The sequence below is a fragment of the Streptomyces sp. NPDC058650 genome, from assembly GCF_042717315.1.
GTDB lineage: Bacteria > Actinomycetota > Actinomycetes > Streptomycetales > Streptomycetaceae > Streptomyces.
The window spans coordinates 134,264-153,981 of the sequence record NZ_JBHXRL010000004.1 but is presented as its reverse complement, the minus strand read 5'-3'; the positions used below and the strand labels follow the sequence as shown (position 1 = coordinate 153,981).

Here is a 19,718-nt window from a genome sequence, read left to right as displayed (position 1 = left end):
GGCTGCGCCCACCCTTGACCCGGCGACGGAAGCCGCGCAAAAACTCTCGGAGGGCGGTCCGGGGGCCGGGGTCACGCGGGGGCCCGGGCAGTGTCGGGGGTCGGAGGGCGCCTGGCAGGCCGGTGGGGTGGGGCTGGGCCAGTGGCGGGGGTGGGTGGGCACCTTCCGTCGGTTCGGGGTGCGCTGCCGTTGAATGGGGCAGCCGGGCTTGGCTAAGCGGCGAACGCCCGTCACCCGGCCGAGATTCAAGCCCCGCTGGTCACTCCCGGTGGGGGGAAAGACCCACCGGTGAGGCGAGACGATGCGAGACGAGACATTGCTACAGATCGATCGCAGACCAGGGGCGAAACACCCCGACTTTCCGACCCCAGCGGGGGGGCTACTCGTAGTAACTGCGCGCTAGGCATGTCTCCACCCGCCGGGAGTGACCAGCGGGGCCTGAGTCCCAACTGCCCACCGGCCGGGACTCGCTAAGCCAAGCCGGGCCGCCCCATGCAACGACCGCGCACCCCGAGCCCACCCCAGGGGACCCACCCTGCCAGCCGCTAACCAAGCCCCACCCCACCGGCCCGACGGGCGCTCCCCGACCCCGGCCGATGCCCGGGCCCCGGCGACCCCGGCCCCCGGACCGCCCTCCGAGAGGTCTTTCGCTCCTGGAGCCGCCGGGTCAAGGGTGGGCGCAGCCCATCGGCGGAGCCGACTTGCCCTTGACGCGGTGGCGGAACGTGCGACTCTCGGAAAGAGGGCGGTCCCACCAGAAGCCCACGAAGCAGGCCCACCCCGAGTGCCCCCACCCAGTACCTAGACTCCGCACCCATGACGACCACACCGAACTCCGCGCACCTCGCCGCCGTCGCCGCCGACCTGGCGCCCACCGGCACCCTGCGTGCGTCCGTCAACCTCGGGAACCCGGTCCTCGCGCAGGGCACGCCCGACGACCCCTCCGGGATCACGGTCGACCTGGCACGGGAGTTCGGCGCCCGCCTCGGGCTGCCCGTCGAGCTCCTCTGCTTCGACGCGGCGCGGAAGTCGTTCGGGGCGATGGCGGAGGGGCGGGCCGACCTCTGCTTCCTGGCCGTGGACCCGGCGCGCGAGAAGGAGGTCGCGTTCACCTCCCCGTACGTCGTCATCGAGGGCGTGTACGCCGTGCCGCGCGGCTCGGCGATCAGCACGGTCGAGGACGTGGACGCCCCCGGCTTCCGGATCGGCGTCAAGCAGGGGTCGGCGTACGACCTGTTCCTCTCCCGTTCCCTCGCCCACGCGACCGTCGTTCGCGGCGACGAGGGCGTCGACGTGTTCCGCGCCGAGGGGCTGGAGGCCGGCGCGGGCATCCGGCAGCCGATGACCGCGTACGCCGCCGCGCACGAGGACGTCCGGCTGCTCGAAGGACGGTTCATGGAGATCCGGCAGGCCGTCGGAACGACCGTCGACCGCCGGCCCGAGACCGTCGCGTTCCTCCGCGACACCGTGGAGGAACTGAAGGCGAACGGCTTCGTCACCGCCTCCCTCCTCCGCGCGGGCCAGGACCCGGCACTCCTGGCCCCCTGAGCCCCGCACGCACGAAGGGCCCGGCCGTGACGGCCGGGCCCTTCTCTGCGCGACGGAGCCAGGGTCAGTACAGACCCTTGAACCCGTTCCATCCGCTGGAGCCGATGACAGCGCGCGTGCCGTAGAGCCCGTTGCCGGCGCCCTTGTACGCGTACAGCCGGCCCGCCGTGTCACGGGCGACGAGATCCGCGCGCCCGTCGCCGGACAGGTCGCCGACGCCGACGAGCGAGGAGTACCCGCCCCAGCCGCCGCCGACCTTCGCCCGGGCGGCGACCCCGCCGGTCGCCGTGCCGTTGTACCGCCACAGCACACCGGCGGCGTCGACACCGAGCAGGTCACCCCGCCCGTCACCGTTCAGGTCGCCCGCGCCGACGATCTTCTTGTACAGCTTCCAGTTGGAGCCGATCCGGACCCGGGCCTTGACCCGGTGGTCGGCCGTCCCGCCGTAGAAGTACACGTCACCGGTCGACGCCTGACGTGCGACCAGGTCCGCGTACCCGTCACCGTTCACATCGCCCGGCGAGGTCAGCACGTCGTACTGGCCCCAGCCCGAACCGACGACCGTGTACGGCGAGGAGGCCGAGACCACCTTCCCGCACCCCGGCCGGTACGCCCGCAGCTGGTCGCCCACGCGGGCGTACACGTCCGCGCACCGGTCGCCGTTCAGGTCCCCCGTCGGCACGAACACCGACGAGGTCGCGAACTTCGTCCCCGTGCCGGCGATCCGCGCCGAGACCGCGCCCGTGCCCGTACCCCGGTACATCGACACGAGCCCGGTCGTGTCCATCACCAGCAGGTCACCGAAACCGTCGTCCCCGGCGAGGTCCCGCCACACGGCGGCCCCGCCGGCCACGGAGAGGGTCCCGGACTGGACGAGGTCGGCGCCCTGGCCGTCGGCCGGCTTCACCGTCAGGGTCCAGGTGTGGGCGCCGTTCCGGACGAGCTTCCCGGTCGCGTCCTTCCCGTCCCAGACGGGCGCCACGACGCCACGGCCCTCACCGGTGAGGGTACGAACGGTCGCGCCCGTCGCCTTGCGCTTGAGCGCGAGGGACCACGTGCCGGGCTTGGACAGGCTCCAACGCGGCTTCCAGGAGGTGGACTTCAGGTTCACCGACGCCGGCACCGTCGAGTCGAGGGCCGTCACCCGGCTGGTGGCACCACCGAGGCCGACGACATGGATCTTCTGCTGGGCATCGACGTAGGCGACGCCCCCGCCGAAGCGGTCGATCGTCCAGTTCTGACCGTTGTTGGAAACGCCGGGCGTGAGGGTTCCGACGGCGCGCACGACGGGCGCGCCGGAGCGGACGTCGATCACGCTCAGCGGGTCGCCGTCGTTGCCGTTGGACTCCGTGTAGGCGATGAAGCCGTCACCCAGCGACGGCCGGGCGTACGGGGACACCTTGAAGCGGACCGCTGTCTTCTTCTCCCGGTCGTACACAGCGGTGGACGTGTTGTCCTGGCACCGGGCGTAGATCCACTTGCCGACGACCTCGAAGCCGAAGGTGCCGCAGTTCGTCCCGAGGTCCACCGTGGCGACGGTGGACCCGGTGCGCAGGTCGACCGCCGAGACGGTGTCGTTCGCCGTCGACGCGGTCCAGAGCCAGGTGCCCCACAGGGACTGGTTTCCGTTGTCGGAAACCGAGAGGACCTTGCCGGTCTCGATGTCCGCGACGACCGAACGGGTCTCGGAGTTCTCGGTGGCGAGGAAGTGCACGTAGCGGCCGGAAGCGCTGTAGAAGCGGGCGGGCTTGAGCCTGCGTGTGGTGTCCAGGGTGATCTTGCGCGTGGTCGCGCCCGGCGCGGCCGTGGTCACGTACACCGTCGGGACGCACCAGCCGCACCAGTCCCCGCGGGACGGCGGAACGTCGTCCGCCCCGAGCCTGACGAGGCGGCCGTCCCCGGCGTCGGCCCAACGGGCGCCGACGTACCCCGGACCGTAGGGCTCGGCGCACGGCGAGGTGCCGGCGGAGGTCACGGCACAGCTCCAGACGGAGGCGGCCGCGCGCGGCTCGGTGAGGGACACGTCGTATCCCCGGAGGCTGCGGTAGCCGTCCTCGTGCTCGGTCGTGACCCGACCGTTCGTCACGGTCAGGCCAGTCCGCCGGACCGGCTGGGGCGGGGTGCTCAGGACCTGCGCGGTGACGGGCACTCCGGTGGCATCGAGGGTGACGCTTCGGACGCCCCAGTGGGTGGAGTCGGTGCCGCCCGCGAAGTAGACGGTGCCGTCCGTGCCGGTCCTGAGCTCGGAGTCCCCGGCGACGAGGACGCCCAGGTCACGGGTCGCGCCACTGGTGAGCGAGGTGGCCTTGAGCGGGCCGGACCCGTACGAGCTGTAGGCGCCCACGATCCAGCCGCCGAGGAAGGCGAGACGGTCCTGCCTGGCGTCGGTGCTCGGCAGCTTGACCGTGGCGGCCGGACCCGCGGGCGTGGCGCGGGGCACGATGAACGCCTCCGTCGTGCCGTACCCGCCGTAGAGGGCGATACGGTCGGCGCTGAGCGTTGCCTTCACCCCGTAGGGGAGACCGGCCGCGGGCTGCGCCAGCGGGACGAGCGTGGCGGTGACGAAATCGACGAGCCCGACGCCCTGTCCACCGGAGGCCCGGGTGTAACTGACGACGGCGCCCTTGGCATCGAAGGCCAGGACCTCGGGGTAGCCGGTGATCCGCTCGGTCGCCGCGACGTCGACGTCCGCCGGAGCGCCCTCGCCGAAGCCCGGAAGGTGCAGGGTCACGGCGCCTTCGGCATCGGTGCTGTAGCTGAGCAGCCGGTCCGTGCCGAAGGCCCGCAGCCAGGTGTGGCCCTCGGGGCGCGGGCGGGTCAGGGTGACGCCGGTGGTCCAGTCGTGGATCGCGGCGTCCCAGGTGCCCTGGTGGTAGTCGAGGCACGCGAACCGGTCACCGTGGAACGCCATCCTGTCGGTGGAGTCGCAGGCCGCGTGGTACGTGACCGGACCACCCGCGAAGCTCTGCCAGCGCATGCCCTGGGCGGGGTCGGAGGCCTGGAGACCGGTGCCCGCGCCGAAAACGGTCTGGGGCGGCGGAGTGACGCTCGGCGGCGCGGCGATCGTCACCTCGTACGGCGCGCCGGACGCCGCCGCGGCGGACGGTGCGACGGCCGCCAGGCCGGTGAAGCCAAGGGTGGCGCTCAGAGCGAGCGCGACGGCTCTTCGTACGGACAAGTCCCTGTGTCCCCTCGTACGGGTGTGAAGACGGGTACGACACGGGAGGGGCGGCGCGAAGGCAGGACGGGCAGGACGGCAGGACGAAGCGGGCCGCTCGGCCGGGGCCGGCGGGACCCCCCCTGTCGGCAGTCGGATCGTACATTCACGCGACACAGGAGTTCGGAAAGTTTCCTGGGAGCCACCCGCGAAGGCCGCTTCCCGGGCCTGGAGGCCGCCTCCGCGAGCCCGTACGGCATCCCCGCACCCCCTGAGTCAGGGCCTCGGGGATGGGGCGCGTGCGCCTCTCACAGACGATCACCAAAGCACCTCTGACCTGCACTTTTACCCTCCACTCCCGTACCCTGGAGATCGACTCGGAGGGGGATCCCTAATGGACCGCAACAGCCGTGAGAACCGTGACATCCGCACGGTCGAGGACGTCCTGCGTCTGCTCGACGGGCTCTTCGCTCCCAGCGCCGACCGGTGGTCGGAAGGTGGGGCCGGGTGGTGGGACGGCTTCTATGCGGACCGGGACAAACCGGTGCCGTTCTTCGTCGCCAAGCCGGACGAGAACCTCGTTTCGTACGTCGAGCAGGGCCTGCTCCCGGTCGGCGGCAAGGCCCTCGACCTCGGCTGCGGGCCTGGGCGGAACGCCCTGCACCTCGCGTCGCTGGGCTTCGACGTGACCGCGGTCGACCTCTCGCCCGCCGCCATCGCCTGGGCGGAGGAACGAGCCCGGGAAGCCGGCGCCGAGAGTGTCAGGTTCGTGTGCGGCGACGCCTTCGCCGCTCCCCTGGACGGCCCGTACGACCTCGTCTACGACTCCGGCTGCTTCCACCACCTGCCCCCGCACCGCCGCGTCAGCTACCTCGCGCTCCTCGACCGTGTCCTCGCGCCCGGCGGGCACTTCGCGCTCAGCGCGTTCGCCGCCGGGGAGGGCGGGATGGGCTCGGAACTGCCGGACGCCGACTTCTACCGGCAGGGCAAGCTGGACGGCGGACTCGCCTACACCGACGCGGAGTTGCGTGCGCTCTTCGCCGAACTGACGGAGATCGACGTCCGCCGCATGCGCGACGAGCCCACCACGTCCCCGACCTTCGGGGAACCCTTCCTCTGGACGGCCCTCTTCCGCCGCTGAGCGGCCGATCCGCCGACACCCGGGCGGGGCGGGGGGAAATCCCGTGGAGGCCCCGCGCCCCCGTCCCTACCCTGGCCCCCATGGGCCACGCCAAGACCTCGTACGTCTGCCTGCCGTGCCGGGCCTCGTACAAGCAGCCGTACGACCGCGCCCGCGAGCGGCGCTGCCCGCGCTGCGCGCGCACGCTCATCCACGTGGGATCGGCCTTCGCCCCGCCCCGCCGCCGGGACACCTCGGCCTGGCGGGTGCTGTCGGTCCTCCTCCACGCGGGCGTCCGCTTTCACAAGAGCTGCTGCGGCGGGCCGGGCTACCGGCCCAGGACCCTCGCCGAGGTGAAGGCGCTCATGGCCCGCGCCCGCGCCGACGGTACGCCGTTTCCGAAGGGGATCACCCACTGAGGCGCGTCGAGGCCCCCCGTGCTCACATCGACCGGACGTGGTCCGCGAGGCGGTCGTACTGTTCGCGTACGCCCGCCTCCATGCCCGCCGCCAGTGCCTGGTCCCTGGTCTCGTTCGAGGGCCAGAGCGAGGTGCTGGTCAGGGCCGTGCCGCCGTGCGGGGTCGCGTCGAAGGTGAGGGTGACGTGGACCGGGGCCGTGTCCGGCATCTGCTCGAAGACCTCCGTGTAGTCGAGCCGCTCCGCCGGGACGATCTCCTCGTACGTGCCGGAGAAGACGATCTGCTGGCCGTCCGGCGCGGTCTGGCCCCACCGCCAGGCGCCGCCCACCCGCAGGTCGACGTCGACGACCGTCGTCGTCAGCCCGGAGACGCCGTACCACTGGCGTACGTGCTCGGGGCGCGTCCAGGCCTCCCACAGCCGGCCCGGCGGGGCGTCGAAGGTCCGGGTGATGACCAGTTCGCGATCGGCGGGTGTCGTCATCAGGGTGACCATGGGCTCGGCCTTCCACGATGTCCCTTCTGCGGTATCCCTTCCAGGATCGCCCCGGCACTCCCGCACAGCCACTCCCGTAAAGGGAGTGAACACGTTCAACAGGTGAGCGCTAAAGTTCTGCCACGCGGCCGCCCCGATCACGGCGACGCCGCCATCTCAGACCTGTGGGGGGTCCCTTTGCCGCGCTCAACGCGCAGGCTTCCGCACGCTTTTGCGCGTGCCGCAGCCGTCTTCGCTCTCTCGGCGGGCGTCACCGTGCCCGCCGTCATCCACGCCCCGGCCGCACACGCGGACTGGACGGGCACGTCCGGCAGGACGCTGGACGACGGGCGCTACAGCCTGTACCTGCCGGGGAACGCGCTGCTGGTCAAGGTCAGCGTGCTGGCCTCGACCGCTCCGGGCGCCGCGGTCCTCGGCTCCACGGAGGCGCTCACCTACACCTCCTCCTGGCTGACCGACGCGCCGATCGCGCTCCCGGAGGGCACCGCCTTCGGCGACTACCCGGTCCGCGTCGACTACCGGCTGCCCGGCGAGACCACCAAGAAGTGGACCGGCACCTACTCGTACCGGCCGCACATCGGTGCCACCGAGCTGTCCTGGAACCGCCGCACCACCAGCCACGACCAGCGCCAGGCCATCCTCTCCGGAACGACGACCGTCTGGAACCCGGCCACCGGCACCCGCACCACCGCGCCCCAGGGCACGAAGATCGCGCTCAAGCTCGACACGTACGACGCTGGCTACGGCACCCTCAACGCCACGGCCACCACCCGCGCGGACGGCACCTTCTCGGTAACGGTCACCCCGAACGGCTCCGTCCAGGGCGGCACCGCGACCGTGGTCACCGCCGGCACCGTCAACGACCCGGACGACGCGGCCCACATCCCGCACGTGGGCGTCGACCCGCTCGTCTACCGGATCAGCTCGGACGTGAACAAGTACCGCGTGCCTGCCGGCACGAACGTGCAGGTCACCGGCCATGTGGAGCGGTACACCACCAGCGGCTGGAAGCCCTACGCGGGCGCACCCGTCGTCGCGACCGGGGCGCAGCCCGGCGCCTACGAGGCCGCGGCGGTGAACGTCCTCGGCGGCGCCACCTCCTCCGCGACCGGCACCTTCTCGTTCGCCGCCAAGGCGCAGTACAGCACCGACTACGTGTACACCTCGCTGCGGCCCTCGCCGTACCTCCGCGCGAGCCGCCCGTACGACAAGAGCGACATCGCCGTCCCCCAGCAGTTCTCCTACTCCCCGTACACGATCACCCTGGACGAGTACGGAAAGGTCACCGCCAAGGGGGGGTTCGGCAACCTCTACGTCACCACGGAGCCCGTCCAGCTCCAGGCCTCCCTGGACGGCGGACGCACCTGGCGTGTCCTCCGCTCCGGCACGGCGGACTCGTTCGGCAGCTACACCCTCGTCGCCCAGGGTTACGAGAGCGCCCTCTACCGGGTCCACCACCCGGAGACGAACCGTCTGGTCGCCAAGTCCGGTACGTCGCTGCAGCGGGCCCGCACCTCCACCCGCTTCTCCGCCTTCACCATCAGCCCCACCCGGCCCACGGTGAACGGGAAGACGACCGTCTCCGGGACCGTCCAGCGCAAGGTCGGCGGCCTCTGGAAGCCGCTCGCCGGGGCCAAGCTGACCCTGGTCTTCAAGCCCAGGTCCGAGAACCAGTGGTACTGGGTGTCCAAGACCATCACCACCGACAGCAGCGGCAGGTTCAGCTACCGCGCGACCGCCTACGAAGACGGCTCCTGGGCCACGTACCTCAACACGACGGGCACCTACTTCTACAGCGAGACGAAGGCGATCTACATCGATGCGCGCTGACCTCCGCCCCTCCCGCTCGCTGGCGGCGAGCCTGGTCGCGGCCGCCCTCGCCGCGACGACCCTGGCCGTCACGGCCGGGCCGGCCTCGGCGGCCGACCCGCTCGTCGGCGTCGGCCGGGCCGTCACCGACGACGCCCAGCGCGGCCTCTTCCAGGTGACCGCCTGGACCGACGCCCCGCAGGCGAAGATCACCCGAGTCTCGGCCAAGGTCCGGCAGGGCGACACCGTCCTCGTCGACATCCCGACGCTTCCCGTGGTGCCCGACTCCTGGGACCCGTCAGCCGCCAACGTCTTCCGGCTGCCGGACACCGCCGTGCTGAAGCTCGTCGAGGACGGGGGCCGAATCCCGGCCCTCGGCACGTACGCCATCGACGTCACCGCCACCGACTCCCTCGGCAACAAGCAGACCCGCACCGATGCCGGGCAGCTCGACTTCCGGCTCCGTCCGGAGCTCACCTTCCACCCGGGCAAGCCGACCCACTCCGACCGCAACGCCCGCCCCTCGGGCACCCTCGTCGGCATCCAGCCCGGCTCGGGGCACCGCGTTCCGCTGGTCGGCCAGCCGGTCTCCGTCGAGCGCCTGCTCCCGGTGAAGACCGCCCCGCAACAGGCGGTCACCGATGCGGCCGGCCGGTTCACGGCGGCGCCGTACCCGGTGCCCGGAACGGATCTCGACGGGACCAGGTTCCACGCGGCGTTCACCGGCGACTCCGCCGAGGTCCACGGCTCCGTGGAGGACTACCGCGAGCTCTTCGAGTGGGTGCCGCGCATCGTGGCCGTCACCGCCACCGCCGACAAGAAGCGGGCGCTCAACGGCCAGACCGTCACCATCAGCGGCCGGATGACCGACCCCGCGGCGGCGAACGCCGCGGTCGCGAACCACCCGGTCCTCGTGCGGCTCGGCGGCCCCCACTACACGACGGGCGCGTCCGCGACCGTCCGGACGGCCGCGGACGGGCGGTTCACCGCGCGGCTCGTCGCCGCCGCGGGCACGGGGTCGGGCGGCTGGACGGTCGAATCCGCCGACAGGTACGTGAACTTCCCGCCGCGCTCCGGCGCGCTCGCCATCCCCCTGGACTCCCGCACCGACCTCACCTCCTGGCAACTCTCCGCCGACGGCCGGGTCACGGTCTCCGGCACCTTCCGCGCCCGGTACGAACAGGACGCGTCCTTCCCAGCGGCGCAGTTCGTCCGGCTGGAGCAGCTCGTCGCCGGCGGCTGGAAGGCGATCGCCTGGGCGAGCGTGAACTCGGCCTACTACAACGACTTCGCGCTCTCGGCGGCGAGCCGGGGCGGCTACTTCCGCGTCCGGCACCTCACCACCGACCACTTCGCCGAGTCCGGCAGCGGGTCGTTCCGGCTGGCCCGCCTCGACACCCGGATCGTCTCCCTGAACGCCGGTCCCGAGCCGGTCACCAAGGGCGGGTACGTGACGGTCACCGGCGGGCTCCAGCACTACGCGGACTGGGCCTGGCGCGCGTACGGAAACGCTCCGGTCGTCCTGCAGTTCCAGCCGCGGGGCAGCACGACCTGGAAGCAGATGGCGACCGGCCGGTCGAACGCGAGCGGCAAGGTCTCCCTGAAGGCGAAGGCCACCGGGGACGGCACCTGGCGCATCCGCCACTACGGCGACGGCAAGCACTTCAACACCCCGGCGTCGGCCGGCGGGGACTACGTCGACGTGCGCTGACCGTTCCCGGAAAGCGCTCCTCCACAACGCCCGAGGGCGGCACCCCCCTGCTGGGGAGTGCCGCCCTCGGTCGCGTTCAGCAGTACGGCTCTACAGCGGTACCGCGATGAACCACCGATCCCGGAGGATCAGAAGTCCATGTCACCGCCCGGCATGCCGCCGCCGGCCGGCGCGGACGCCTTCTCCGGCTTGTCGGCGATGACGGCCTCGGTGGTGAGGAACAGCGCGGCGATCGACGCGGCGTTCTGCAGCGCGGAGCGCGTGACCTTCGCCGGGTCGATGATGCCCTCGGCGATGAGGTCCACGTACTCGTTGGTCGCGGCGTTCAGGCCGTGACCCACGGGCAGGTTGCGGACCTTCTCCGCCACGACGCCGCCCTCGAGGCCGGCGTTGATCGCGATCTGCTTCAGCGGGGCCTCAAGGGCCAGCTTCACGATGTTCGCGCCCGTGGCCTCGTCGCCCGACAGGTCGGCCTCGAGCTTCTCGAAGACCGAGGAGGCCTGGAGCAGGGCCACGCCGCCACCGGCGACGATGCCCTCCTCGACGGCCGCCTTCGCGTTGCGAACGGCGTCCTCGATGCGGTGCTTGCGCTCCTTGAGCTCGACCTCGGTCGCGGCACCGGCCTTGATGACCGCAACACCGCCGGCGAGCTTCGCCAGGCGCTCCTGCAGCTTCTCGCGGTCGTAGTCGCTGTCCGAGTTCTCGATCTCGGCGCGGATCTGGTTCACGCGACCGGCGACCTGCTCGCTGTCACCGGCACCGTCGACGATGGTGGTCTCGTCCTTGGTGATGACGACCTTGCGGGCGCGGCCCAGCAGGTCGAGGCCCGCGTTCTCCAGCTTGAGGCCGACCTCCTCGGAGATGACCGTGCCGCCGGTGAGGATGGCGATGTCGTTCAGCATGGCCTTGCGACGGTCGCCGAAGCCCGGGGCCTTCACCGCGACGGACTTGAAGGTGCCGCGGATCTTGTTGACGACCAGGGTCGACAGGGCCTCGCCCTCGACGTCCTCGGCGATGATCAGCAGCGGCTTGCCCGACTGCATGACCTTCTCCAGGAGCGGGAGCAGGTCCTTCACGGAGGAGATCTTGGAGTTGACGATCAGGAGGTACGGGTCGTCGAGCGACGCCTCCATACGCTCCATGTCGGTGGCGAAGTACGCCGAGATGTAGCCCTTGTCGAAGCGCATACCCTCGGTGAGCTCCAGCTCCAGACCGAAGGTCTGGGACTCCTCGACGGTGATGACGCCTTCCTTGCCGACCTTGTCCATCGCCTCGGCGATGAGCTCGCCGATCTGGGTGTCGGCGGCGGAGATGGAGGCCGTCGAAGCGATCTGCTCCTTGGTCTCGACATCCTTCGCCTGCTCGAGGAGGGCGCCGGAGACGGCCTCGACGGCCTTCTCGATGCCGCGCTTGAGGGCCATGGGGTTGGCACCGGCGGCGACGTTGCGGAGGCCCTCGCGGACGAGCGCCTGGGCGAGAACGGTGGCGGTGGTCGTACCGTCGCCGGCGACGTCGTCCGTCTTCTTGGCGACTTCCTTGACCAGCTCGGCGCCGATCTTCTCGTACGGGTCCTCGAGCTCGATCTCCTTGGCGATGGAGACACCATCGTTGGTGATCGTGGGGGCGCCCCACTTCTTCTCGAGGACGACGTTGCGACCCTTGGGGCCGAGGGTGACCTTGACGGCGTCAGCGAGCTGGTTCATGCCGCGCTCGAGACCGCGCCGGGCCTCCTCGTCGAACGCGATGATCTTGGCCATGTGAAGTGGTCCTCCCGGACATGGGGTGGATAACGCTCCAGGACCGCGCCGACGCCCGCGACGGACGGCCTCCGCGTGTTCCGTGTGGTTCCCTGCCCCACCCGGACGGCGGCCTCGTCTGCCCGATCCTCGTAGCACTCTCACCTTCCGAGTGCTAACGCCAATGATTAGCACTCGCCCTAGGAGAGTGCAAGCGACTCTCGGGTTTCGGGCAGTCCTGACACGGGTCCGGCACGGGTGAGAGACGGGTGCGGGACGGGTCCGGCACGAGTGCGGAACGGGTCCGGCACGGGTCCGGGAACGCGTGAGGGGCCCGCTTCCCCTGGGGGATGCGGGCCCCTCGACGGCGTTGCGTCGGTGGCCGATCGCGCCGCGCTCAGACGGCGAGCTTGACCATGTCCGCCTGCGGACCCTTCTGACCCTGCGAAATCTCGAACTCGACCCGCTGCCCCTCTTCGAGGCTGCGGTAGCCATCCATCTGGATCGCGCTGTAGTGGACGAAAACATCCGCACCACCGTCGACCGCGATGAAGCCGTAGCCCTTCTCCGCGTTGAACCACTTGACGGTGCCCTGAGCCATGCCTAACTCCCCTATTACTGGCCCTTGCGCGGGAACCGCACTTCGCGGACCCGGGGTCAGACCCTGCGCCGGAACGCGTCGACCGCCGCTGAATGTATCTGCCCAACTGCCCTCTGCAACAGGTCATTCGAGCGAGATTTCTGGGCACGACGGAAAGGGGAATTAGGGAGAATCCCTGGAGTTCCAGGGCAAGTCGGGCCCGGCAAAACGCGCAGAACGTACACAACGCTCACGCACTTTGGCTGCTTCCTGACGCGCAAGGACGCATTCTCATATGCGTCCGGCATGAGCAGCGGAGGGGGCTTCCCCAACTCTACCCCGCTTAACCATGCAGAATTGCCCCCTCCGCTTTATGTCGCGGAAGGGGCAATTCAAGAAAGACGGGACACGTGAGGCGGTTCGGCGTCAGCCGGCACCGCGCCCCGTGGTCAGCCTCCGGCGACGGCCGGGATGATCGAGACGCCCGCGCCGGCCGGGGTGGCCGTCTCCAGGCCCTGCTCGAAGCGCACGTCGTCGTCGTTCACGTACACGTTGACGAAGCGGCGCAGCTTGCCCTGGTCGTCCAGGACGCGGGCGGCGATGCCCGTGTGGTTCTTCTCCAGGTCCGCGATGACCTCGGCGAGGGTCGCGCCCTCGGCCGGGACCTCGGACTGCCCGCCCGTGTAGGTGCGGAGGATGGTGGGGATGCGGACGTTCACGGCCATGTCTTCGTACCTCTCAGAGGGCCAGGCCCGCGGCGCGGAACGCGTCCAGGCTCGGGCGGATGGTGGCGGTCGCCTGCGAGCCCTCGGCCACGGCGTCCAGGGTCTTGAGGCCGTCGCCGGTGTTCAGCACGACGGTGGTGAGCTCCGGGTCGATCAGACCCGCCTCGACGAGCTTCCTCGTGACGCCGACGGTCACGCCGCCCGCGGTCTCGGCGAAGATGCCCTCGGTCTGGGCGAGCAGCTTGATCGCGTCCACGACCTGCTCGTCGTTCACGTCCTCCACGGCACCGCCGGTGCGGCGGGCGATGTCGAGGACGTACGGGCCGTCGGCCGGGTTGCCGATCGCCAGCGACTTGGCGATCGTGTTCGGCTTCTGCGGGCGGACGACGTCGTGGCCGGCCTTGAAGGCGACGGAGACCGGAGAGCAGCCCTCGGCCTGGGCGCCGAAGATCTTGTACGGCTTGTCCTCGACGAGGCCCAGCTTGATGAGCTCCTGCAGACCCTTGTCGATCTTGGTGAGCTGCGAGCCGGACGCGATCGGGATGACGAGCTGGTCGGGGATGACCCAGCCGAGCTGCTCGCAGATCTCGTACGCGAGCGTCTTGGAGCCCTCGCCGTAGTACGGGCGGAGGTTGACGTTGACGAAGCCCCAGCCCTCGCCGAGCGGGTCGCCGATGAGCTCCGAGCAGAAGCGGTTGACGTCGTCGTAGTTGCCCTCGATGGCGACGAGGTCACCGCCGTAGACGGCGGCCATGACGACCTTGCCCTGCTCCAGGTCGTGCGGGATGAAGACACAGGAGCGGAAGCCGGCGCGGGCGGCGGCGGCGCCGACGGCGCCGGCCAGGTTGCCGGTGGAGGAGCAGGAGAGCGTGGTGAAGCCGAAGGCGCGGGCGGCCTCAAGGGCCTGCGCGACGACCCGGTCCTTGAAGGAGTGGGTCGGGTTGCCGGAGTCGTCCTTGACGAAGAGCTTGCCGGGGGCGACACCGATCTCGCGGGCGAGGTTGTCGGCCTGGACGAGCTTGGTCCAGCCCGGGTTCAGGTTCGGCTTCTCGGCGACGTCGGCCGGGACGGGCAGCAGAGGGGCGTAGCGCCAGATGTTGGCGGGGCCGGCCTCGATCTGCTTGCGCAGGGCCTCGGGGTCACCGGTGGGGAGGTCGTACGCGACTTCGAGCGGTCCGAAACAGAGTTCGCAGGCGAAGATCGGTCCGAGTGCGAAGACTTCACCGCATTCGCGACAGGAAAGCCCGGAAGCGGGACCGAGGTCGACGGTGGTGGCAGAGGCGACAGTCTGTACAGCCATGGAGGCGAGGCCCTTTCTCCTCATCTTTCCCATGACGAACTTTTCGTCATGAGACGGATTTGGCACCTTCCCTAGCCGGGGACCTCGCTGGAGGACGAGACGAACCGACTGGAGGGTTGCCGGGGCTTCAACGGGCCGTTTCCCTCTGCCCCTCTGGATGAGCGGTATTCGATTGTGAAGTGCGGTGAAGTCCTTGCGGGCTTCGTTCCTGCGCTCCGACGCGGGCGGCACCCCGACGTGCATCGGGCATCCGCGTTGTTCAAGACTGTAACCGAAGGCCCCGGGGCTTGGACGGGCCGTCCGTACCGCGAGATGGAGATCACGTGCTGGAAGAGGTGGAGCGCTGGCTGGACCGGCGGTCCTGGTCCGTGGCTGACCGGCCGATGGAGCGGATCCTCGCCGCCAAGCGAAACACGAAGGTCAGCGTCGTGCTGCCGGCGCTGAACGAGGAGGCGACGGTCGGCGACATCGTCGCCGTGATCCGCCGCGAACTGATGTCCGAGGCGGTGCCGCTCGTCGACGAACTGGTCGTGATCGACTCGGGCTCCACCGACCGTACGGCGGAGGTGGCCGCGGCGGCCGGGGCGCGCGTGGTCGCGCGGGACGCGATCCTCCCCCGGATACCGGCCGTCCCCGGCAAGGGCGAGGTCCTGTGGCGGTCGCTCATGGTGACGAGCGGGGACGTCGTGTGCTTCGTGGACGCGGATCTGCGGGACTTCTCCGCGGACTTCGTGACGGGGATCGTGGGCCCGCTGCTCACCGACCCCGGCATCGACTTCGTGAAGGCGACCTACGACCGCCCGTTCGGGGCCGGCGACACCCCTGGCCAGGGCGGGCGCGTGACCGAGCTGGTGGCACGCCCCCTGCTCAATCTGCACTGGCCGCAGCTGGCCGGGTTCGTCCAGCCGCTGGGCGGCGAGTACGCGGTGCGGCGCTCGCTCCTGGAGCGGCTGCCCTTCCCCGTCGGTTACGGAGTGGAGTTGGGGCTGCTCGTCGACGCGCTGCACACGGTGGGCCTGGACGCGCTCGCGCAGGTCGACGTGGGCGTGCGCAAGCACCGCCATCAGGACGAGCGGGCGCTCGGCCGGATGGCGGCGGCGATCTACCGGACGGCGCAGCTGCGGCTCTCGCGCGGGCACCTCGTACGGCCGCGGCTGACGCAGTTCGAGCGGGGCGAGGACGGGTTCGTCGCCCGGACCTACGCGGTGGACACGGAGGAGCGGCCGCCGATGCTCGACATCAGGGAGTACACGCGCCGCCGCGTGGCGTAACGCCACCAGATGATCCGCTTTGCCTACATTGCCCTTTTATGCGCTTCAGACAACACCACCTGGGCAGTGTGACGGCGGTCGTCGGTCTCGCCGTGGCCTCGCTTGCGCTCTCGACGGCCGGTCCGGCCTCGGCGGACGTCATCGAGCCCTTCGGCAAGCGGTACGACGAGTCGATCTACGGCGACTTCACGACCCTCGGCAACACGGTCATGGGCTGCCCCGCCTCCCCCGCGGACACGGCCGCGCGCTGCGCTGCCGCCGCGAAGGGCGAGGGCTCCGACAACAACAACACCTTCGTGATGCGCCGGATCGACGCCGCCGGCATGGCGGCGGCCGGTGCGGCGCCCGAGTTCGGCTCCAGCACCGGCCACGTCGTGATCCCGGCGGGCGCCGAGGTCGCGTACGCCCGGCTGTTCTGGGGCGGCAACGACGGGACGTACAAGGGCCCGAGCGGGGCCCAGCTCCGGCGCTGCGACATCTCCGGCACCGACGTCGAGCCCTCGCCCGGCGACCCGGCGACGACCGCGCCGGTCATCAAGGTCGGCGCGGGGCCCGCGACCCCGGTCTCGATCGACAGCATGGTCACGGACCCGTCCGACACGAACGGCCCGCACTACTACACGGGCGAGTCGGACGTGACGGCCGCCTTCGCGGGCGTCTCGGGGACGGACGCGCAGGTGGCCGTCGGCAACATCTGGGCGCCGGACGGCAAGGGCTGCGTGGGGGGCTGGTCCCTGACCGTCGTCCACAAGTTCCCCGGCCCCGACCCGGTCCGCGCCCCGGAGCGCCGGAACGTGTACGTCTACGGCGGCCACGTCCTCCAGCGCTCGACCTCGCCCGCCACCACGGTCACCGTCGACGGCTTCCACCGGAGCGGCGGCACGGCACGGGCGAGCGTCACCGCGTACGAGGGCGACTGGAACACCCGGGGCGACACGTTCCTCGTCGACGGCAGGAACGTCACCGAGGCCCACACCGGCAACACCGACAACTTCTTCATCAGCGAGGACGACGGCGCCGTCTCCCCGAAGCTCGTCAACAATCTGAGCATCGACGCCAAGGCCTTCGACATCCCGGACGGCGCCATCCCGCAGGGCGCGACCTCGGCCGATCTGACCTTCTCCACGAACGGCGACACCTACGTGCCGTCGGGGCTGGCCTTCTCCGTGCCGGTGCCCGACCTGGAGATCACGAAGACGGCGAGCCCGCGCACGGTGAAGCCGGGCGACACCCTCACGTACACGATCACCGCGAAGAACATCAGCACGATCGACTACCCGAACGCCAAGTTCAGCGACGACCTCACCGGGAACCTCGACGACGCCGACTACAAGGGCGACGCGAAGACGGACCTGGGCGAGGTGTCGTACACGAAGCCGAAGATCGGGTACGTGGGGAACATCCCCGCCGGGAAGACGGCGACCGTCACGTACTCGGTGAAGATCAAGGATCCGGCGACGGGCGACGGGAAGCTCCGCAACAGCGTCGAGGTGGAGACCCCGCGCTCCAACTGCGGCGACGGCAGCGAGGACCCGGCCTGCGCGGTGACCCCGGTACTGGAGACGCCGAAGCCGAGCCCGACGCCGACGCCGACGCCGACGGACCCTGAGCCGACGGACCCGACGAAGCCGCCGACGTCCTCGGCACCGGTGGAGCCCCCGGATCCCGCTTCCCCGACGGCCTCGGCCTCCCCCTCCTCCCCCTCGGTCTCCCCTTCCGCCTCGGCGAGCACCTCCGCCCCGGTGGCCCCGGCGCCGGGACCCCACGGGCAGAACGGCGACTCCATGGCCGAGACGGGCAGCAACGGTGAGCGGCTGTGGCTGCTCGGCGCGCTCGGCGTGGCACTCGCGGCGACGGGCCTGGTGGCGAAGGCGGCGATGCGCGACCGACGCGAACGCTGACCCGCACTGACGCGCACTGACCCGCACTGCCGCGCACTGTCGCTCGCTGACCCTCCGTGGCCGGATCGGCCCGTCTCGTATACGTACGTTTGAGCGTTTACGGGACGGGCTAGGTTCGCCACATGGCTACTGTGCTCGTGGCATCCAACCGAGGACCCGTCTCGTACGTGCGCGGCGAGGACGGTTCGCTCGACGCCCGCAGAGGCGGCGGCGGCCTGGTCTCGGGCCTGAGCGCCATCACGTCCCAGGACAGCCTGTGGGTGTGCGCGGCGCTCGGCGAGGGCGACCGGGAGGCCGTACGGCGCGGGGTCGGCGAGCCGGGCGTGCGGATGCTGGACATCGACCCCGACGTGCACGCCGACGCGTACAACGGCATCGCGAACTCGGTGCTGTGGTTCCTCCACCACCACCTGTACGACATCCCGCGCGAGCCCGTCTTCGACGCGGAGTTCCGGCGCCGGTGGGAGGCGTACCGGAGCTACAACCGCGCCTTCGCGGAGGCCCTGGCCGCCGAGGCCGAGGAAGGCGCGGCGGTCCTCGTCCAGGACTACCACCTGGCCCTGGTCCCGGGAATGCTCCGCGACCTCCGCCCCGACCTGCGGATCGGTCACTTCACGCACACCCCGTGGGCCTCCCCGGAGTACCTGCGGATGCTCCCGGACGACATCCGCGAGGAGCTGGTGTGGGGGATGCTCGGCGCGGACGAGCTGGGCTTCCACACCTGGGTATGGGCGTCGGCGTTCATGAGCGGCGCGCACCTGGACAGCGCGGCCGGATCGGCCCGGCCCCTGTGGCCGGCCGGGGACGCCTGGCGCGGGGTGGAGTACATGCGCTCCGGCTCCGGGAAGGGCACCGCCCGGGTCCGGGCGTACCCGCTGGGCGTGGACGCCGACGAGCTGCGGGCGCTCGCGCACCGCCCCGAGGTGGACGAGCGGCTGGCCCGGCTCCGGGAGGAGGTCGGCGACCGGAAGGCCATCGTCCGCGTCGACCGCACCGAACTGTCGAAGAACATCCTCCGCGGCCTCCTCGCCTACCGCGAGCTCCTCACCACCCACCCCGAGTGGCGCGACCGGGTGGTCCACCTGGCCTCGGCGTACCCCTCGCGGCAGGACCTGGAGGTCTACCGCGCGTACACGACCGCCGTGGGAACGCTCGCCTCGGAGATCAACACCGAGTTCGGCACGGCCGACTGGCAGCCGGTCCTCGTCTCGGTACGGGACGACTTCACCCGCTCCCTGGCCGCCTACCGACTCGCGGACGTGGCCCTGGTGAACCCGGTGCGCGACGGCATGAACCTGGTCGCGAAGGAGATACCGGTCGTCTCGGACGCCGGCTGCGCGCTGGTCCTCTCCCGGGAGGCGGGGGCGTACGAGGAACTGCGCGAGGACGCGCTCACCGTCAACCCCTTCGACGTGTCGGAGACCGCCGAGGCCCTCCACACCGCCCTCTCGATGCCGGCAGCCGAACGCGCCGCCCGCTCCGAACGCCTCGCCACGGCGGCGACGGCCCTGCCCCCGCAGCAGTGGTTCCTGAAGCAACTGGAGGCGCTGCGCGGCTAGCGAGTGTCCGCCTTCCGCTCCAGCCGCTCGCGTCCCCAGGCCGCGAGCGGCTCCAGGGCGTCGTTGAGGCGCATCCCGTCCTTCGTCAGGCCGTACTCGACGCGGGGCGGGACCTCGTCGTACGAGACGCGGTCCACGATCCCGTCGGCCTCCATCTCCCGCAGGTGGGAGGCGAGGACCTTCTCGGTGATGCCCGGGATCAGCCGTCGCAGTTCGCCGAAGCGGCTCCTCGGGTGCTGGTGGAGCGCCCACAGGATGAGCACCTTCCACTTGCCGCCGATCACCTCCATCGAGGTGTCGATCCCGCAGACGTGCCCGTCGTCGGCCCCGGGCCGGTTCAGCGTCGCCATGTGTGCACCCTCCTGACCTGCTCGCTCACCTCAGGGTAA

15 protein-coding genes and 1 riboswitch are annotated in these 19,718 nt (G+C 71.0%); of the genes, 8 read left to right on the top strand and 7 right to left on the bottom strand.

The genetic code is table 11. From position 1 onward, the window contains the following. Positions 1 to 816: 816 nt before the first annotated feature. Positions 817 to 1,548 carry a transporter substrate-binding domain-containing protein gene (locus ACFWWU_RS08900; RefSeq protein WP_384141096.1) on the top strand — a complete coding sequence of 244 codons (732 nt, stop codon included), beginning with the start codon at positions 817 to 819 and terminating at the stop codon, positions 1,546 to 1,548. A 64-nt stretch (positions 1,549 to 1,612) separates the two neighbouring features. Here the strand turns inward: ACFWWU_RS08900 and ACFWWU_RS08895 are convergent, their stop codons facing one another. Beyond that, the gene (locus tag ACFWWU_RS08895) at positions 1,613 to 4,726 is read right to left on the bottom strand and encodes an FG-GAP repeat domain-containing protein (protein WP_384141093.1); all 3,114 of its coding nucleotides are present in this window, start codon (positions 4,724 to 4,726) and stop codon (positions 1,613 to 1,615) included. A 373-nt stretch (positions 4,727 to 5,099) separates the two neighbouring features. On the opposite strand from ACFWWU_RS08895, the gene ACFWWU_RS08890 reads away from it, so the two are divergent. Then, on the top strand, positions 5,100 to 5,846 hold the full coding sequence (locus tag ACFWWU_RS08890) for a class I SAM-dependent methyltransferase (protein ID WP_384141091.1): 747 nt from the start codon (positions 5,100 to 5,102) through the stop codon (positions 5,844 to 5,846). Between the two features lie 80 nt (positions 5,847 to 5,926). Then, positions 5,927 to 6,244 carry a deoxyxylulose-5-phosphate synthase gene (locus ACFWWU_RS08885; RefSeq protein ID WP_384141088.1) on the top strand — a complete coding sequence of 106 codons (318 nt, stop codon included), beginning with the start codon at positions 5,927 to 5,929 and terminating at the stop codon, positions 6,242 to 6,244. A gap of 22 nt (positions 6,245 to 6,266) precedes the next feature. Here the strand turns inward: ACFWWU_RS08885 and ACFWWU_RS08880 are convergent, their stop codons facing one another. Next, the gene (locus ACFWWU_RS08880) at positions 6,267 to 6,725 is read right to left on the bottom strand and encodes an SRPBCC domain-containing protein (protein WP_384141085.1); all 459 of its coding nucleotides are present in this window, start codon (positions 6,723 to 6,725) and stop codon (positions 6,267 to 6,269) included. A gap of 267 nt (positions 6,726 to 6,992) precedes the next feature. Here ACFWWU_RS08880 and ACFWWU_RS08875 point away from each other — a divergent pair, with 267 nt between their 5' ends. Continuing rightward, the gene (locus ACFWWU_RS08875; protein ID WP_384141082.1) at positions 6,993 to 8,567 is read left to right on the top strand and encodes a hypothetical protein; all 1,575 of its coding nucleotides are present in this window, start codon (positions 6,993 to 6,995) and stop codon (positions 8,565 to 8,567) included. Further along, positions 8,557 to 10,257 (top strand): hypothetical protein, encoded by a 1,701-nt coding sequence (locus ACFWWU_RS08870; protein WP_384141079.1) that lies wholly within the window; start codon positions 8,557 to 8,559, stop codon positions 10,255 to 10,257. The genes ACFWWU_RS08875 and ACFWWU_RS08870 overlap by 11 nt, the downstream gene beginning before the upstream one ends. Before the next feature lie 128 nt (positions 10,258 to 10,385). On the opposite strand, the gene groL is transcribed toward ACFWWU_RS08870, so the two are convergent. The 4 genes from groL to thrC all read right to left on the bottom strand — a co-directional run bounded on the left by groL (position 10,386) and on the right by thrC (position 14,598). Next, positions 10,386 to 12,014 carry a chaperonin GroEL gene (gene groL / locus ACFWWU_RS08865; protein WP_384141076.1) on the bottom strand — a complete coding sequence of 543 codons (1,629 nt, stop codon included), beginning with the start codon at positions 12,012 to 12,014 and terminating at the stop codon, positions 10,386 to 10,388. A 376-nt stretch (positions 12,015 to 12,390) separates the two neighbouring features. After that, positions 12,391 to 12,594, bottom strand: coding sequence for a cold-shock protein (locus ACFWWU_RS08860; protein ID WP_015035246.1), 204 nt, complete (start codon positions 12,592 to 12,594; stop codon positions 12,391 to 12,393). A gap of 428 nt (positions 12,595 to 13,022) precedes the next feature. Continuing rightward, positions 13,023 to 13,298, bottom strand: coding sequence for a MoaD/ThiS family protein (locus tag ACFWWU_RS08855; protein ID WP_141297765.1), 276 nt, complete (start codon positions 13,296 to 13,298; stop codon positions 13,023 to 13,025). Positions 13,299 to 13,311: 13 nt separating this feature from the next. Beyond that, the gene (thrC, locus tag ACFWWU_RS08850) at positions 13,312 to 14,598 is read right to left on the bottom strand and encodes a threonine synthase (RefSeq protein ID WP_384141072.1); all 1,287 of its coding nucleotides are present in this window, start codon (positions 14,596 to 14,598) and stop codon (positions 13,312 to 13,314) included. Positions 14,599 to 14,615: 17 nt separating this feature from the next. Continuing rightward, positions 14,616 to 14,762: riboswitch (SAM riboswitch) on the bottom strand. A gap of 159 nt (positions 14,763 to 14,921) precedes the next feature. Between thrC and ACFWWU_RS08845 the strand changes: the two genes are divergently transcribed. From ACFWWU_RS08845 to ACFWWU_RS08835, 3 genes are all read left to right on the top strand, one after another. Then, positions 14,922 to 15,869, top strand: coding sequence for a glucosyl-3-phosphoglycerate synthase (locus tag ACFWWU_RS08845; RefSeq protein ID WP_384141069.1), 948 nt, complete (start codon positions 14,922 to 14,924; stop codon positions 15,867 to 15,869). Positions 15,870 to 15,907: 38 nt separating this feature from the next. Continuing rightward, positions 15,908 to 17,770 (top strand): hypothetical protein, encoded by a 1,863-nt coding sequence (locus ACFWWU_RS08840; RefSeq protein WP_384141066.1) that lies wholly within the window; start codon positions 15,908 to 15,910, stop codon positions 17,768 to 17,770. A 122-nt stretch (positions 17,771 to 17,892) separates the two neighbouring features. Continuing rightward, on the top strand, positions 17,893 to 19,329 hold the full coding sequence (locus tag ACFWWU_RS08835; RefSeq protein ID WP_384141063.1) for a trehalose-6-phosphate synthase: 1,437 nt from the start codon (positions 17,893 to 17,895) through the stop codon (positions 19,327 to 19,329). Here ACFWWU_RS08835 and ACFWWU_RS08830 read toward each other — a convergent pair. Beyond that, on the bottom strand, positions 19,326 to 19,679 hold the full coding sequence (locus ACFWWU_RS08830; protein ID WP_384141060.1) for a winged helix-turn-helix transcriptional regulator: 354 nt from the start codon (positions 19,677 to 19,679) through the stop codon (positions 19,326 to 19,328). The two genes, ACFWWU_RS08835 and ACFWWU_RS08830, sit on opposite strands and share 4 nt — an antisense overlap. Positions 19,680 to 19,718 lie beyond the last annotated feature (39 nt).

Excerpts from the sequence above, each read along its gene's own strand:
- ACFWWU_RS08900 (WP_384141096.1), top strand. The coding sequence starts at position 817 with ATGACGACCACACCGAACTCCGCGCACCTCGCCGCCGTCGCCGCCGAC.
- ACFWWU_RS08890 (WP_384141091.1), top strand. The coding sequence starts at position 5,100 with ATGGACCGCAACAGCCGTGAGAACCGTGACATCCGCACGGTCGAGGAC.
- ACFWWU_RS08885 (WP_384141088.1), top strand. The coding sequence starts at position 5,927 with ATGGGCCACGCCAAGACCTCGTACGTCTGCCTGCCGTGCCGGGCCTCG.
- ACFWWU_RS08880 (WP_384141085.1), bottom strand. The coding sequence starts at position 6,725 with ATGACGACACCCGCCGATCGCGAACTGGTCATCACCCGGACCTTCGAC.
- ACFWWU_RS08870 (WP_384141079.1), top strand. The coding sequence starts at position 8,557 with ATGCGCGCTGACCTCCGCCCCTCCCGCTCGCTGGCGGCGAGCCTGGTC.
- groL (WP_384141076.1), bottom strand. The coding sequence starts at position 12,014 with ATGGCCAAGATCATCGCGTTCGACGAGGAGGCCCGGCGCGGTCTCGAG.
- ACFWWU_RS08860 (WP_015035246.1), bottom strand. The coding sequence starts at position 12,594 with ATGGCTCAGGGCACCGTCAAGTGGTTCAACGCGGAGAAGGGCTACGGC.
- ACFWWU_RS08855 (WP_141297765.1), bottom strand. The coding sequence starts at position 13,298 with ATGGCCGTGAACGTCCGCATCCCCACCATCCTCCGCACCTACACGGGC.
- thrC (WP_384141072.1), bottom strand. The coding sequence starts at position 14,598 with ATGGCTGTACAGACTGTCGCCTCTGCCACCACCGTCGACCTCGGTCCC.
- ACFWWU_RS08840 (WP_384141066.1), top strand. The coding sequence starts at position 15,908 with ATGCGCTTCAGACAACACCACCTGGGCAGTGTGACGGCGGTCGTCGGT.
- ACFWWU_RS08835 (WP_384141063.1), top strand. The coding sequence starts at position 17,893 with ATGGCTACTGTGCTCGTGGCATCCAACCGAGGACCCGTCTCGTACGTG.
- ACFWWU_RS08830 (WP_384141060.1), bottom strand. The coding sequence starts at position 19,679 with ATGGCGACGCTGAACCGGCCCGGGGCCGACGACGGGCACGTCTGCGGG.